This window comes from Pseudomonas sp. WS 5079 (genome assembly GCF_012985465.1).
Taxonomy (GTDB): Bacteria; Pseudomonadota; Gammaproteobacteria; order Pseudomonadales; family Pseudomonadaceae; genus Aquipseudomonas.
Genome location: NZ_JAAQWN010000007.1, coordinates 367,416 through 381,609, shown reverse-complemented (window position 1 = coordinate 381,609; position 14,194 = coordinate 367,416). Strand labels below are relative to the sequence as shown.

13 protein-coding genes are annotated in these 14,194 nt (G+C 61.6%); 10 read left to right on the top strand and 3 right to left on the bottom strand.

The genetic code is table 11. The annotated features are described in order from the left end of the window. The first annotated feature begins 101 nt into the window (after positions 1–101). Entirely contained in the window at positions 102–743 is a 642-nt protein-coding gene (yihA, locus tag HBO05_RS20585; RefSeq protein ID WP_076963373.1) for a ribosome biogenesis GTP-binding protein YihA/YsxC, read from the top strand. 268 nt (positions 744–1,011) lie between these two features. On the opposite strand, the gene polA is transcribed toward yihA, so the two are convergent. Then, positions 1,012–3,807 carry a DNA polymerase I gene (polA, locus tag HBO05_RS20580; RefSeq protein ID WP_169954119.1) on the bottom strand — a complete coding sequence of 932 codons (2,796 nt, stop codon included), beginning with the start codon at positions 3,805–3,807 and terminating at the stop codon, positions 1,012–1,014. 74 nt (positions 3,808–3,881) lie between these two features. Here polA and HBO05_RS20575 point away from each other — a divergent pair, with 74 nt between their 5' ends. Together HBO05_RS20575 and HBO05_RS20570 are read left to right on the top strand one after the other, a co-directional pair. Beyond that, a complete protein-coding gene (locus HBO05_RS20575) occupies positions 3,882–4,172 on the top strand; it encodes a DUF2782 domain-containing protein (RefSeq protein WP_104911281.1) in 291 nt (96 codons plus the stop codon). 56 nt (positions 4,173–4,228) lie between these two features. After that, positions 4,229–5,182 (top strand): homoserine kinase, encoded by a 954-nt coding sequence (locus HBO05_RS20570; RefSeq protein WP_169954118.1) that lies wholly within the window; start codon positions 4,229–4,231, stop codon positions 5,180–5,182. Between the two features lie 108 nt (positions 5,183–5,290). On the opposite strand, the gene HBO05_RS20565 is transcribed toward HBO05_RS20570, so the two are convergent. Further along, positions 5,291–6,220 (bottom strand): zinc ABC transporter substrate-binding protein, encoded by a 930-nt coding sequence (locus tag HBO05_RS20565; protein ID WP_169954117.1) that lies wholly within the window; start codon positions 6,218–6,220, stop codon positions 5,291–5,293. A 46-nt stretch (positions 6,221–6,266) separates the two neighbouring features. On the opposite strand from HBO05_RS20565, the gene HBO05_RS20560 reads away from it, so the two are divergent. The 4 genes from HBO05_RS20560 to HBO05_RS20545 are packed head-to-tail and all read left to right on the top strand — an operon-like array spanning position 6,267 to position 9,084. Continuing rightward, the gene (locus tag HBO05_RS20560; RefSeq protein ID WP_169851371.1) at positions 6,267–6,761 is read left to right on the top strand and encodes a Fur family transcriptional regulator; all 495 of its coding nucleotides are present in this window, start codon (positions 6,267–6,269) and stop codon (positions 6,759–6,761) included. After that, positions 6,761–7,546 (top strand): zinc ABC transporter ATP-binding protein ZnuC, encoded by a 786-nt coding sequence (znuC, locus tag HBO05_RS20555; protein ID WP_169954116.1) that lies wholly within the window; start codon positions 6,761–6,763, stop codon positions 7,544–7,546. The genes HBO05_RS20560 and znuC overlap by 1 nt, the downstream gene beginning before the upstream one ends. Then, complete coding sequence (gene znuB, locus HBO05_RS20550) at positions 7,539–8,327, top strand: zinc ABC transporter permease subunit ZnuB (RefSeq protein WP_029290341.1); 789 nt, start codon at positions 7,539–7,541, stop codon at positions 8,325–8,327. Before znuC ends, znuB begins: the two co-directional genes overlap by 8 nt. A gap of 37 nt (positions 8,328–8,364) precedes the next feature. Next, complete coding sequence (locus tag HBO05_RS20545) at positions 8,365–9,084, top strand: PA5502 family lipoprotein (protein ID WP_172313877.1); 720 nt, start codon at positions 8,365–8,367, stop codon at positions 9,082–9,084. 94 nt (positions 9,085–9,178) lie between these two features. Here HBO05_RS20545 and katE read toward each other — a convergent pair whose 3' ends face one another. Then, positions 9,179–11,350 (bottom strand): catalase HPII, encoded by a 2,172-nt coding sequence (gene katE, locus HBO05_RS20540; RefSeq protein ID WP_262381440.1) that lies wholly within the window; start codon positions 11,348–11,350, stop codon positions 9,179–9,181. Positions 11,351–11,585: 235 nt separating this feature from the next. Here katE and HBO05_RS20535 point away from each other — a divergent pair, with 235 nt between their 5' ends. The 3 genes from HBO05_RS20535 to HBO05_RS20525 are packed head-to-tail and all read left to right on the top strand — an operon-like array spanning position 11,586 to position 14,107. After that, positions 11,586–12,593: a methionine ABC transporter ATP-binding protein gene (locus tag HBO05_RS20535; RefSeq protein ID WP_170041980.1), complete on the top strand. Its 1,008-nt coding sequence runs from the start codon at positions 11,586–11,588 to the stop codon at positions 12,591–12,593. Beyond that, the gene (locus HBO05_RS20530; protein WP_169954113.1) at positions 12,593–13,267 is read left to right on the top strand and encodes a methionine ABC transporter permease; all 675 of its coding nucleotides are present in this window, start codon (positions 12,593–12,595) and stop codon (positions 13,265–13,267) included. Before HBO05_RS20535 ends, HBO05_RS20530 begins: the two co-directional genes overlap by 1 nt. 48 nt (positions 13,268–13,315) lie before the next feature. Then, positions 13,316–14,107 carry a MetQ/NlpA family ABC transporter substrate-binding protein gene (locus HBO05_RS20525; RefSeq protein WP_169954112.1) on the top strand — a complete coding sequence of 264 codons (792 nt, stop codon included), beginning with the start codon at positions 13,316–13,318 and terminating at the stop codon, positions 14,105–14,107. Positions 14,108–14,194 lie beyond the last annotated feature (87 nt).

The following is a 14,194-nucleotide window of genomic DNA, read 5'->3' as shown; positions in this document are numbered from 1 at the left end:
AAGCACACACAAAATCTGCGGCATTATATACTGGCGCTACTGAAACGGGAACGACACTACTTGCCGCACCCATTCCCGGCACCGCCCACATCGGAAATCCCATGCAACTCAAGAACCCCATCCTCGGTCTGTGCCAACAGTCCACGTTCATGCTCAGCGCCGCCAAAGTCGACCAATGCCCCGACGACGAAGGCTTTGAAGTGGCCTTCGCCGGGCGCTCCAACGCCGGCAAGTCCAGCGCGCTCAACACCCTGACCCATGCCAGCCTGGCTCGCACCTCGAAAACCCCAGGCCGCACGCAACTGCTCAACTTCTTCAAGCTAGACGATGATCGGCGTCTGGTCGACCTGCCGGGCTACGGTTACGCAAAAGTACCTATCCCATTGAAGCTGCACTGGCAGCGTCACCTGGAAGCGTATCTGGGTGGCCGCGAGAGTTTGAAAGGGCTGATCCTGATGATGGATATCCGTCATCCAATGACCGATTTCGACCTGCTGATGCTCGATTGGGCAGTCGCCAGCGGCATGCCAATGCACATCCTGCTGACCAAGGCCGACAAGCTGACCTACGGCGCCGCCAAGGGCACCTTGCTCAAAGTGCAGGCACAAATCCGTAAAGGTTGGGGTGATGCCATCACCATCCAGCTGTTCTCGGCACCCAAGCGCATGGGCCTGGAAGATGCCTATACCGTGCTGGCAGGCTGGATGGAACTGGCGGACAAGGGCGCAGAACTGGCCGAATAACTTTTCTGCGGGCAAAAAAAACCCCGGACTTCGTATGGGGAGGGGAAGTTCGGGGTCCAAGTTCCGGACCGCTAGGGCGGGGTCCAGATATCTGCCAACACTTAACACAACATAGGAGCATTGAAGGGCTTCACCACCCATTCAGTAACTCTGAGTGACTTTTCATGGGTTAAGTTCCGGCGCCCCGGAAAAACTATTGGAAATAACCCTCGGATATTTCCGATCTATAGGCAACGCTGCGACCTCATGCCGCAGCGCTGCCGGATAATCAGTGCGCCTGGTCCCAGTTATCGCCCACGCCGACCTCCACCAGCAGCGGCACATCCAGTTGCGCGGCACTGCTCATGTGCTCGCGAATCTTCTCGCTGACTTCAGCCACCAGGTCCTCACGGACCTCGACCACCAATTCATCGTGCACCTGCAGGATGACCTTGGCGTCGAGCCCCGACTCCGTCAGCCAGTTGTCGACCTTGACCATGGCCTTCTTGATGATATCGGCGGCAGTCCCCTGCATCGGCGCGTTGATCGCGGTGCGTTCTGCGCCTGCGCGCTCCTGCGGCTTGTTGGAGTGAATATCCGGCAAGTACAGGCGACGCCCGAACAGGGTTTCCACATAGCCCTGGTCGGAAGCCTGGGCGCGGGTGCGCTCCATGTACTCGCGCACCCCTGGGTAGCGAGCGAAGTACACATCTATATAGGCCTTGGCCGTCTTGGTATCGACGCCAATGTCCTTGCCCAGCTTCTGCGCGCCCATGCCGTAGATCAGGCCGAAGTTGATCGCCTTGGCGCTGCGGCGCTGATCGGACGTGACCTCGTCCAGTTCGACCTTGAACACCTCGGCCGCCGTGGCCGTGTGCACATCCAGGTTGTCGCGAAAGGCGTTGAGCAAGCCTTCGTCCTTGGACAGGTGCGCCATGATCCGCAGCTCGATTTGCGAGTAGTCCGCCGCCAGCAGCTTGTAGCCCTTGGGTGCGACGAACGCCTGGCGGATCCGCCGGCCTTCGGCCGTGCGCACCGGGATGTTCTGCAGGTTCGGATCACTGGACGACAAGCGCCCGGTGGCCGCCACCGCCTGGTGATAAGAGGTATGGATACGCCCGGTACGGGGGTTGATCTGCTCAGGCAAACGATCGGTGTAGGTGCTTTTGAGCTTGCTCATGCTGCGGTACTGCATCAGCACCTTGGGCAATGGATAGTCATCTTCGGCCAGTTTGGCCAGTACTTCCTCGGCGGTAGAGGCCTGGCCCTTGCCAGTCTTCTTCAATACCGGCAGCCCGAGCTTTTCGTAGAGGATAGCCCCCAACTGCTTGGGCGAACCCAGGTTGAACTCCTCGCCGGCGATCTCGTACGCCTGGCGCTCCAGCTCCACCATCTTGTTGCCCAGCTCGATGCTCTGCACGCCAAGCAACGCGGCATCCACCAGGGCACCTTGGCGCTCGATCCGTGCCAGCACCGGCACCAATGGCATCTCGATATCCGTCAGCACGCTGGCCAGGCTCGGCAGGGCGCAGAGCTGCTCATACAGCGCCAGGTGCAGGCGCAGGGTCACATCGGCGTCTTCGGCGGCGTAGGGGCCGGCCTGCTCCAGGGCAATCTGGTCGAAGGTCAGTTGCTTGGCGCCTTTGCCGGCGATGTCCTGGAAGCTGACGGTGTCATGTTCCAGGTACTTCTTCGCCAGGCTGTCCATGTCGTGACGGGTCGCGGTGGAGTTCAGCACGTAGGATTCAAGCATTGTGTCGAAGGCGATGCCGCGCACGGTGATGCCGTGCGCCGGGTCGCCGCCGATGGCGCAATTGGCCAGGATATTCATGTCGAACTTGGCGTGCTGGCCGACCTTGAGCTTGTTCGGGTCCTCCAGCAGCGGCTTGAGGGCCAACAACACCGTATCGCGATCCAATTGCTCGGGCACGCCGATGTAGGAATGGGTCAGCGGGATGTAGGCTGCTTCGTTGGCCTGCACGGCAAACGAAACCCCCACCAGTTGCGCCTGCTGCGCGTCGACACCGGTGGTTTCGGTATCGAAGGCAAACAACTTGGCGTCATTGAGTTTTTTCAGCCAGACGTCAAAACGGGCCTGGTCGAGGATGGTCTCGTACTGCGCCTGGACCGGGGCCACAGGCGCCTGGGCCTCAACTGCAACCTGAGCCGGTGCAACGTCCGCGGCGGCCTTGAGCTCGACGCGCTTGGCATCGCGCTGAATCTCGTCGATCCAGCTCTTGAACTCCAGCAGGGTGTACAGCTCCAGCAGCTTCTCGCGATCCGGCTCGATCAGGTGCAAGTCTTCCAGGCCAACATCCAGGGGCACGTCGACCTTGATGGTCGCCAACTGGTAGGACAGGAATGCCATCTCTTTATGCTCTTCCAGCTTGGCCGGCAGGGTCTTGGCCCCACGGATCGGCAAGGTCGGGACAATATCCAGTTGCTCGTACAGCTCTTTCAGGCCGCCGTTCACACCGACCAGCAGCCCTGAAGCGGTCTTAGGACCGATACCAGGAACGCCTGGGATGTTGTCGGAGGAATCGCCCATCAATGCCAGATAGTCGATGATCTGCTCGGGAGCGACCCCAAATTTCTCCTTAACGCCGTCGATGTCCATGGCGCTACCGGTCATGGTGTTGACCAAGGTAATGTGCCCATCGACCAGCTGTGCCATGTCCTTGTCACCCGTGGAGATCACCACCGGGCGGTTGGCGGCAGCACTGCTGCGGGCCAGGGTGCCGATAACGTCATCCGCTTCGACGCCTTCGACGCACAGCAGCGGGAAGCCCAGGGCGATCACGCTCTGGTGCAGCGGCTCGATCTGCACGCGCATGTCATCGGGCATGCTCGGGCGGTTGGCCTTGTATTCGGCGTACATATCATCGCGAAATGTCCCGCCCTTGGCGTCGAACACGACCGCGAACGGGCTATCCGGGTACTGCTTGCGCAGGCTTTTGAGCATGTTCAACACGCCCTTGACCGCACCGGTCGGCAGGCCTTTGGACGTGGTCAACGGCGGCAGCGCGTGGAAGGCGCGGTACAGATATGAAGAACCGTCCACCAGGACGAGGGGGGCTTGGCTCATGAGCAGGATCAACCTTTTCGGCGGGTCTGGCGCTAGAATAGCCGGACCAATGACAACAAAGGGACAAGGTTATCATGCGTACATTCAATCGCCTGCTGTTGACCGGCTTGATTGCACTCGCTCCGATGGCTGCCATGGCGGCAGACGACGCTCCCTCGGGAGACCCGCAAGTCACCATTCGCACGGAAGGCGACAAGACCATCCAGGAATACCGCCAAAACGGTTTCCTGTATGCCATCAAGGTAACGCCCAAGGGCGCACCCCCGTACTTTTTGGTGCGCGCGGACGGAACCGATGCGAACTTCATCCGCTCGGACCAGCCGGATATGCTGATCCCGTCATGGAAGATCTTCGAATGGAAATGATTTCTTAACTTTAATCGGCGCCGCGGCCTGCGGCGCCCGTACTGGCAGTTTTAACCATGTCTGTGTTCACCCCCCTGGCTCGGCCCGAGCTGGAAACCTTTCTCGCCCCTTATGGGCTCGGCCGCCTGCTCGATTTCCAGGGGATTGCCGCTGGTAGCGAAAACACCAACTTCTTTATCAGCCTGGAACAGGGCGAATTTGTCCTGACCCTGGTTGAACGCGGCCCCGTGGACGAAATGCCGTTCTTCATCGAACTGCTGGACGTACTCCACGACGCCGACCTGCCCGTGCCTTACGCCCTGCGCACCACCGACGGCGTGGCCCTGCGCGAATTGGCAGGCAAGCCGGCGCTGCTGCAACCGCGCCTGGCGGGCAAGCACATCAAGGAGGCCAATGCCCAGCATTGCGTGCAAGTGGGTGAATTACTCGCTCACCTGCACCTGGCCACCCAGGGCGACAAGGTGCTGGAGCGCAAGACCGATCGCGGGCTGGATTGGATGCTCGACGAGGGCACGCAGCTGATCTCGCACCTCGACGCCCACCAACAGCAACTGTTGCAAATGGCGCTGGATGAAATCCAGCAGCTCAAAGGGCAGATCCTCACGCTGCCACGGGCCAATATCCACGCCGACCTGTTTCGCGACAACGCGATGTTCGAAGGCACCCACCTGACCGGGTTGATCGACTTCTATAACGCCTGCTCCGGGCCAATGCTGTACGACGTGGCGATTGCCCTCAATGACTGGTGCTCGGACGCCGCCGGGGTGATCGACGGCCACCGCGCCCGCGCACTGCTGGGCGCCTATGCGGCACTGCGGCCGTTCAGCACCAGGGAAGCCGAGCTGTGGCCGACGATGCTGCGCGTGGCGTGTGTGCGGTTCTGGCTGTCCCGCCTGATTGCAGCAGAGACGTTTGCGGGGCAGGACGTGCTGATTCACGATCCGGTGGAGCTTCAACAGCTGCTGGAACAACGCCAGCAGGTCACCCTCCAGCTGCCGCTCGCCCTCTAACGCTCTGGGAGCGGGCTTGCCCGCGATGAGGCGTGTCAGTCACCTAATGAGCGCCTGATACACCGCCATCGCGGGCAAGCCCGCTCCCACATTGGTTTGGCGATGTGCCTACAGTGACTCCAGGCACCCTGCCAAATCATTGCCCAACTTCTCCAGCAACTGCTCATACCCCTGGCCCGTGGCCGGGGTGTAGCCGCCCAGGGCATCCAATTCCGCCAGCTTCACCGGCAGGCCAGCCACCAGGGTCTCGGCCAGGCGCGGGCGCAAGGGTGGCTCGCTGAACACACAGGTCTTACCCACTTCCTGCAAGCGCGTGCGCATCGCCGCCACATGCTGGGCGCCGGGCTGCACTTCGGCGGCCACGCTGAACACACCGGTGTGCTTGAGGCCGTAGGCATCTTCAAAGTAGTCGAAGGCTTCGTGGAACACGAAGTAAGGCTTGCCGGCGATACCCGCCAGACGCGCTTTCAAACGCAGGTCCAAGGCATCCAGGCGCCCGTTGAACGCTTGCAGGTTGCTCTGGTAGCGCTCTGCGTTGGCGGGGTCAGCCGCGCTCAAGTCCGCCGCCATCCTGGCCGCAATCACCCGCGCATTCACCGGCGACAACCACAAGTGGGCATCCAGGCTGCCAGGGCGATGATCGTGGTCATGGTCGTCGGCTTCTTCGCCATGGGAGTGATTATCTTCGGCGAAATGCCGCAGCTTCAGGCCCGGCAGTTCCTGCACGGCCACCGTGGGCAAGTTGCGACCCTTGAGGACCCGTGGCAGGAAGCCTTCCATGTCCGGACCGATCCAATACAGCAGATCCACCGATTGCACACGCCGTACGTCGGATGGGCGCAATGCATAGTTATGCGGCGAGGCTCCGGGTGGCAATAACACCTCTGGAACCGCCACGCCGTCCTGCACAGCGGCGGCAATCAGCTGTAAGGGTTTGATGCTGGTGAGCACCCGAACCTCGGCCTGGGCAGCCCCGGCAATCAATAAACTGGTGACAAATACGACAAAAACGGCAAAAAGTCGGGACACGATGAGCACTCAAGTCAGCAGGAACGGGTAACATAATAACGTCTCTCACAAATATCTGTCGCCGCTCATGCCTAAAACACCGCTTGCCAGCCGTCCCCACGACCACTCTCACTGCGTGCACAACGCACTGTCGGAGGCCGACGCCCTGTGCGCACGCCAAGGCCTGCGCCTGACCGCCCTGCGCCGGCGAGTGCTGGAACTGGTGTGGCAGAGCCACAAGCCGCTGGGTGCCTACGACATTCTCGGCGTGCTCAGCGAGCAGGACGGGCGCCGCGCCGCGCCGCCCACGGTGTACCGTGCGCTGGACTTCCTGCTGGAAAACGGCCTGGTGCACCGCATCGCCTCGTTGAACGCCTTTGTCGGCTGCAACCACCCGGAGCACGCGCACCAGGGCCAGTTCCTGATCTGCCGCGAGTGCCACGCCGCCATCGAGCTTGAACAAAAAAGCATCAGCGACGCGATTATCAAGAGTGCCGGCGATGTCGGCTTCCGAGTCGAAGGGCAGACCGTCGAAGTGGTTGGCATCTGCTCGGGCTGCCAGGGGGCTTGATGAGCACTGCGCTAATCCGCCTGGAACAGGTCGGCGTCACATTCGCCGACCAGAACGTGTTGGACAACATTGACCTGAGCGTCGAGCCGGGGCAGATCGTCACCCTGATCGGCCCCAACGGCGCCGGCAAGACCACCCTGGTGCGCGCCGTGCTAGGCCTGCTCAAGCCCGACAGCGGCAGTGTCTGGCGCAAGCCCAAGCTGCGCATCGGCTATATGCCGCAGAAACTGCACGTTGACCCAACCCTGCCACTGTCGGTGCTGCGCTTCCTGCGCCTGGTGCCCGGCGTGGACCGCACCCGCGCCCTGGCCGCGCTCAAGGAAGTGGGGGCCGAGCAGGTCATCGACAGCCCGGTGCAAAGTATCTCCGGTGGCGAGATGCAGCGCGTACTGCTAGCCCGGGCCCTGCTGCGCGAGCCCGAATTGCTGGTGCTCGATGAACCGGTGCAAGGCGTCGACGTTGCCGGCCAGGCCGAGCTCTACAGCCTGATCACCCGCCTGCGCGACCGGCATGGCTGCGGCGTGCTGATGGTGTCCCACGATCTGCACCTGGTGATGAGCACTACCGACCAGGTGGTGTGCCTCAACCGCCACGTCTGCTGCTCCGGCCACCCGGAACAGGTCAGCGGCGACCCGGCCTTCGTCGAGCTGTTCGGCAAGAATGCGCAGAGCCTGGCGATTTACCACCACCGTCACGATCATGCCCATGACCTGCATGGCGCGGTGGTTGCCGATCCGATCGCCCCTCATACCCACGTCCACGGAGATGGCTGCAAGCATGGCTGATTTTCTGCTCTACGCCCTGCTTGCAGGCTTGGCTTTGGCGCTGGTGGCGGGCCCGTTGGGCTCGTTCGTGGTCTGGCGGCGCATGGCCTACTTTGGCGACACCTTGTCCCACGCGGCCCTGCTCGGCGTGGCCCTGGGCTTTTTGCTGGACGTCAGCCCGACCATCGCGGTAACCGTCGGCTGCCTGCTGCTGGCAGTGCTGCTGGTGACCCTGCAACAGCGCCAGCCCCTGGCCTCGGACACGCTACTGGGGATCCTCGCGCCGAGTACCCTGTCCCTGGGCCTGGTGGTGCTGAGTTTTATGCACGAAGTGCGTATCGACCTGATGGCCTACCTGTTCGGCGACCTGCTGGCGATCAGCCCCACGGACCTGGCCTGGATTCTCGGCGGCAGCGCGGCAGTATTGATCCTGCTCGTGGCCCTGTGGCGCCCGCTGCTGGCAATTACCGTCCACGAACAACTGGCCACCGTCGAAGGCTTGCCAGTACCCGCACTGCGCATGACCCTGATGTTGCTGATCGCCGTGGTGATCGCTGTCGCAATGAAGATTGTCGGCGTATTGTTGATCACGTCGCTGTTGATCATCCCCGCCGCAGCCGCCCAGCGTCATGCACGTTCGCCGGAACAGATGGCGGTCGGCGCCAGTTTGCTGGGGATGCTTGCCGTGTGTGGTGGCCTGGCGCTGTCCTGGTTCAAGGACACCCCGGCCGGGCCGTCGATTGTGGTCACGGCCGCCGCACTGTTTCTGCTGAGTTTTGTCCTGCCCCGTCGAGGGGTGTAGACTTGCTCGCTTTTTGCGCAATTAGAGAGTCGCAGGAATGAAGCCGTTCACCTCCCGTTATCTGCTCCTTGCCGCATTTTCCCTGCTGCTGGGCGCCTGCCAAAGCACCCCGCCCGTCGCCCCCGAGGCACCGGACGCGCGCGCTGCGGCCATTGCACAGCTGGAACAAAACCTGGCCAGCAGTGAGCTGGCTACCGCCGAAGACCAACTGGCGGCCTTGCAGGCCCAATCGCCTGACGATCCGGCGCTGGAGCCTTATCAGCGCCAACTGGCCGAAGCCTATTTGCAGCGCAGCCAGATCGTCCTGCAAAAAGGTGATGTCAACGCCGCCGCTACGGCCTTGAGCCGCGCCCGGGCCCTGATGCCCAAGGCTCCGGCACTGACTGGCGGGGTCAACAGCGCCATCGCCCACGCCCGCAAAGCCGAGCTGGATAAAGCCGAAGCCGCCCTGAAAGCTGCCGAAGCCAAGCCACCGGCCAAGGTCATCGACCCCACCGCCGAGAGCACCACGGTTGCGCTGAACCTCACGGATATCCAGCAATTGCGCCATCAACTGGATGCCATCGCCACCGATGTGGTGAATTACCAGTGTGACGTGAGCATCCAGGTGCCGCGCACCGAGGATTACCCGTGGCTGAACACGCTGTTGACTAAACGAGTGAAGCGGATTGACTCAGGGTATGACCTGAAGATCCACCGGCAGATTCTCAAACACATACCGGCCCAGGTGGTGCTGATTCCGCGTAAGGCGGACTGACGCCCATCGCCGGCAAGCCGGCCCCCACAGTGCAATACATTTCAACGTGGGAGCCGGCTTGCCGGCGATGAGGCCCTGTCAAACAACCAGAAACTTAAGCCGGAACCGCCTTGGCCCTAGGCTCGCGCTCCCACACCCGATGCTGGGCAATCGCCGCAATAAACGCCTTCAACGCCTTGGCATCACCGCCCACAATCAACCCCGCATCCACCTCCAGCTTCAACACTTCCAGCAACTGCTTCGCCTCACCGGCCAAGGCAATCGCCTTCAAGTGCTTGTAGGCCTCCAGCAGGTAATGCAACGCCACGCCATCGCCGCTCAATGCCTGGATCGACTTCGCCCCGCCCGGCACAAACACCGCATCGAATGCCACCGACGGCAAGCCTTCCATCGACGCGTCCACCGCCAGGCTCTTGCCATCGGCCGTAGTGACCGGCGCCGAGGTCGGCCCGAGCAACTTGGCATGGGCACCTTCTGCGGCCAGCGCCTTCTTCAGCGCGGCAATCGCGGCACCATCCACACCATTGGCGGCCAGGATCGCCACCTTGCGCGTCTTGATATTGCCCGCCAGCAAGTTGGCCTGGCTCAAGGCCGGCGAGCGCTCTGGCGCGGTCTTGCGCACCGGCACGGTGCCTTTTTTCGGTGCCGGCAGGCCCAGGTTTTGCGCCACACGCTTGGCCAGCCCGAGGTCGATATTGGCCAGGATCTCATTGACCTGGCGCACCCGGATAAACTCACGCTCGACCTTGCCCAGCTCAAAGCTATAGGCCGCGATGATGTGTTCCTGCTCGTGCTTGCTCATGCTGTTGAAAAACAGGCGCGCCTGGGAAAAGTGATCGCCAAAGGACTCACTGCGCTCGCGGATCTTGTGCGCGTCGATACGCTCCGGGTAGGACTCAAAACCACCGTCCTGCGCTGCCGGCGCAGTTTCTTTCGGCCAGCCGCCGTCGATGGAGTTCGGCTCGTACGCGGCACGGCCTTTGTCGATGGTGCTGCGGTGCATGGCATCGCGCTGGTTGTTATGCAGCGGCGTCAGCGGCTGATTGATCGGCAACTGGTGAAAGTTCGGGCCACCTAGTCGGCTGATCTGCGTATCGGTGTAGGAAAACAGGCGACCTTGCAGCAGCGGGTCATTGGAGAAATCGATACCCGGCACGATATGGCCCGGGCAGAACGCGACCTGTTCGACTTCGGCGAAGAAGTTGTCCGGGTTGCGATTGAGCACCATCTTGCCCAGCGGGGTGATGGGCACCAACTCTTCGGGAATCAGCTTGGTCGGGTCGAGAATATCGAAGTCGAACGCGTGCTCCTTATCTTCCGGAATCACCTGTACGCCCAATTCCCACTCCGGGTAATCGCCCATCTCGATCGCATCCCACAGGTCGCGACGATGGTAATCGGTATCTTTACCGGCCAGCTTTTGCGCCTCATCCCACACCAGGGAGCAGGTGCCCGCCGTCGGACGCCAGTGGAATTTGACGAAGTTGGATTGACCCTCGGCATTCACCAGGCGGAACGTGTGCACCCCAAAACCCTGCATGCTGCGTAGGCTTTTTGGAATGGCGCGGTCGGACATCGCCCAGATCACCATGTGCGCCGATTCCGGCTGCAGCGAGACAAAATCCCAGAAAGTATCGTGGGCCGAGCCGCCGGTAGGAATTTCGTTGTGCGGCTCAGGTTTTACCGCATGCACGAAGTCAGGAAACTTGATCGCGTCCTGAATGAAAAATACCGGCATGTTGTTGCCCACCAGGTCGAAGTTGCCTTCGTCGGTGAAGAACTTCACGGCAAAGCCGCGCACATCACGCACCGTATCGCCTGAACCACGTGGGCCCTGCACCGTGGAAAAGCGCGTGAACACCGGGGTTTTACGGCCAGGGTCACGTAAAAAACCCGCCTTGGTCAGCGCCGAATGGTTTTCATAGGTCTGGAAGTAGCCATGGGCGCCAGTGCCGCGGGCGTGCACGATGCGCTCCGGGATACGCTCGTGGTCAAAGTGCGTGATCTTTTCACGCATGATGAAATCTTCCAGCAGCGAAGGCCCGCGCGCGCCGACTTTCAACGTGTTCTGGTTATCGGAGATTTTCACCCCCTGATTAGTGCGCAGCGCCTGGCCGGTGGCGTCGGAGCGAGACTTCTCCAGGCTTTGCAGCTTGGCATTGGTGTTGCCACGGTCCAGGGTATCGGTGCCTGCAAGCTCGCTCTTGGGCGGCGTAGCGGGTTTTTTGGTACTCATCAGACAAAACTCCTCGTTTGCGTAGGCCAGAGCGGTCCCTGGCTCGTTTGAGCAAAACCCCGGGCACGGCACCCGGGAAATCGAGTTGCTTAAGTAGTGACTGACGGGATTTTTTACCGTTCCTTTTTTATGACCTTTGATCGCGTTATTGCCAAATCGCTGGTTGAATACGAAATAAATGCTAAGAAACGCTATACGGACAGGCTAAAATGCGCGCCCGGCTAACCGCTGATCCCTTTTCAATGCGCCCCACAAGGTTCGCTACGTGATCGAGTTTCATAACGTCCATAAAACCTACCGGGTCGCCGGCAAGGATATCCCCGCACTGCATCCCACCAGCCTGCGCGTCGAGAACGGCCAGGTGTTTGGCCTGATCGGCCATTCCGGCGCGGGAAAAAGTACTCTGCTGCGCCTGATCAATCGCCTCGAAGAGCCTTCGGGCGGCCAGATCCAGGTGGATGGCGAAGAAGTCACCGCCCTGGATGCCAACGGCCTGCGCCGTTTCCGGCAGCAGGTCGGGATGATCTTCCAGCACTTCAACCTGCTGGCCTCCAAGACCGTTGCCGACAACGTCGCGCTGCCGCTGACCCTGGCGGGCGAACTGTCGCGCCGCGAGATCGATGCGCGCGTGGCCGAACTGCTGGACCGGGTCGGCCTCGCCGACCACGCCAGGAAGTACCCGGCGCAACTGTCCGGCGGCCAGAAGCAGCGCGTCGGCATTGCCCGTGCCCTAGCCACCAAACCGAAAATCCTGCTGTGCGACGAAGCCACCAGCGCCCTCGACCCACAGACCACCGCCTCGGTCCTGCAATTGCTGGCCGAGATCAACCGCGAGCTGAAGCTGACCATCGTGCTGATCACCCATGAAATGGACGTGATCCGCCGTGTCTGCGACCAGGTCGCGGTGATGGATGCCGGGGTGATTGTCGAGCAAGGCCCGGTGGCCCAGGTGTTCCTGCACCCCACGCACCCGACCACCAAGCGCTTTGTGCAAGAAGCCGAGCAGGTCGATGAAGGTGAGCAGCGCGATGTGTTCGCCCATGTGCCGGGCCGCATCGTGCGCCTGACGTTCCAGGGCGAAGCGACCTACGCGCCACTGCTGGGTACCGTCGCCCGCGAAACGGGTGTGGACTACAGCATCCTTGCCGGTCGCATCGACCACATCAAAGATACCCCTTACGGGCAACTGACCCTGGCCATCACCGGCGGTGACATGGAAGCGGCGTTCGCGCGCTTTACCGCCGCCGATGTGCACATGGAGGTCCTGCGTTAATGGACGTGCTACTGCATTACTTCGACAACGTCGACTGGGCTGATATCTGGGTGGCCACCAACGACACCCTGCTGATGCTCGGCACCTCGCTGTTTTTCACCGTGCTGGTGGGCCTGCCATTGGGCATCCTGCTGTTTCTGTTCAGCCCACGGCAGTTGCTGGAGCAGAAAACCACCTATGCCGCCCTGGCCTTCGTGGTCAACGCCATACGTTCGCTGCCGTTTATCATTCTGCTGATTGTGATGATCCCGACGACCGTGTTCCTCACGGGCACTTCGCTGGGCGTGGCCGGCGCGATTCCACCGCTAGTGGTAGGCGCTTCGACGTTCTTCGCGCGGCTGGTGGAAACCGCCCTGCGCGAGGTCGATCGCGGCATCATCGAGGCGACCCAGGCCATGGGCGCGACCACCCGGCAGATCATCACCAAGGCGCTGCTGCCCGAGGCAAAGCCGGGCATCATTGCTGCAATCACCGTGACCGCCATTGCCCTGGTGGGCTACACCGCCATGGCGGGTGTGGTGGGTGCCGGTGGCCTGGGCGACCTGGCGATCCGCTATGGCTACCAGCGTTTCCAGGATGACGTCATGGTCGTGACCGTGGTGATGTTGATTGTGCTGGTGCAGATTCTGCAAACCATCGGCGATAAGCTGGTGACCCACTATTCTCGAAAATAACGGCCATTGCCGGCCCTCGCCGGCATGCCCGAACAAGGAGCTTGTTGGATGAAAAAACTACTGGTTGCTTTCGCCGCGGTTGCCGCATTTTCCGCCCACGCCGCCGAGACCCTGACGGTCGCCGCGACCCCGGTGCCGCACGCTGAGATCCTTGAGTTCGTGAAGCCGGCCCTGGCCGCGCAAGGCGTGGACCTGAAGGTCAAGGTGTTCACCGACTACGTGCAGCCGAACGTACAAGTGGCCGAAAAACGCCTGGACGCCAACTTCTTCCAGCACCAGCCGTACCTGGATGAGTTCAACAAGGCCAAGGGCACCCACCTGGTGAGCGTCGCCGGCGTGCACCTGGAGCCGCTGGGCGCGTACTCCAGCAAGTACAAGAGCCTGGCCGAGCTGCCGAACGGCGCCAACGTGGTGATCCCCAACGACGCCACCAACGGCGGCCGCGCGCTGTTGCTGCTGGCCAGCAAGGGCCTGATCACCTTGAAGAACCCGACCGATATCCTGTCGACCATCAAGGACATCACCGGCAACGAAAAAGGCCTGAAATTCCGCGAACTGGAAGCCGCCACCCTGCCGCGCGTGCTGACCCAGGTCGACCTGGCCCTGATCAACACCAACTACGCCCTGGAAGCCAAGCTGGACCCGTCCAAGGATGCCCTGGCGATCGAAGGCAACGACTCGCCTTACGTCAATATCCTGGTGACCCGCGAGGACAACAAGGATTCGGACGCGGTGCAAAAACTGGTCAAAGCCCTGCACACTCCGGAAGTGAAGAAATTCATCAACGAGAAGTACAAAGGCGCGATCCTGCCGGCGTTTGATCTGAAAGACGATCTCTGAAGCCGAGCAAAGCAAAATGTGGGAGCTGGCTTGCCTGCGATCGCGGTGGGTCAGCAACCAAGAGGCTGGCTGACCTGACGCTATCGC

Excerpts from the sequence above, each read along its gene's own strand:
- HBO05_RS20575 (WP_104911281.1), top strand. The coding sequence starts at position 3,882 with ATGCGTACATTCAATCGCCTGCTGTTGACCGGCTTGATTGCACTCGCT.
- HBO05_RS20545 (WP_172313877.1), top strand. The coding sequence starts at position 8,365 with ATGAAGCCGTTCACCTCCCGTTATCTGCTCCTTGCCGCATTTTCCCTG.
- yihA (WP_076963373.1), top strand. The coding sequence starts at position 102 with ATGCAACTCAAGAACCCCATCCTCGGTCTGTGCCAACAGTCCACGTTC.
- HBO05_RS20525 (WP_169954112.1), top strand. The coding sequence starts at position 13,316 with ATGAAAAAACTACTGGTTGCTTTCGCCGCGGTTGCCGCATTTTCCGCC.
- polA (WP_169954119.1), bottom strand. The coding sequence starts at position 3,807 with ATGAGCCAAGCCCCCCTCGTCCTGGTGGACGGTTCTTCATATCTGTAC.
- znuC (WP_169954116.1), top strand. The coding sequence starts at position 6,761 with ATGAGCACTGCGCTAATCCGCCTGGAACAGGTCGGCGTCACATTCGCC.
- znuB (WP_029290341.1), top strand. The coding sequence starts at position 7,539 with ATGGCTGATTTTCTGCTCTACGCCCTGCTTGCAGGCTTGGCTTTGGCG.
- HBO05_RS20570 (WP_169954118.1), top strand. The coding sequence starts at position 4,229 with ATGTCTGTGTTCACCCCCCTGGCTCGGCCCGAGCTGGAAACCTTTCTC.
- HBO05_RS20530 (WP_169954113.1), top strand. The coding sequence starts at position 12,593 with ATGGACGTGCTACTGCATTACTTCGACAACGTCGACTGGGCTGATATC.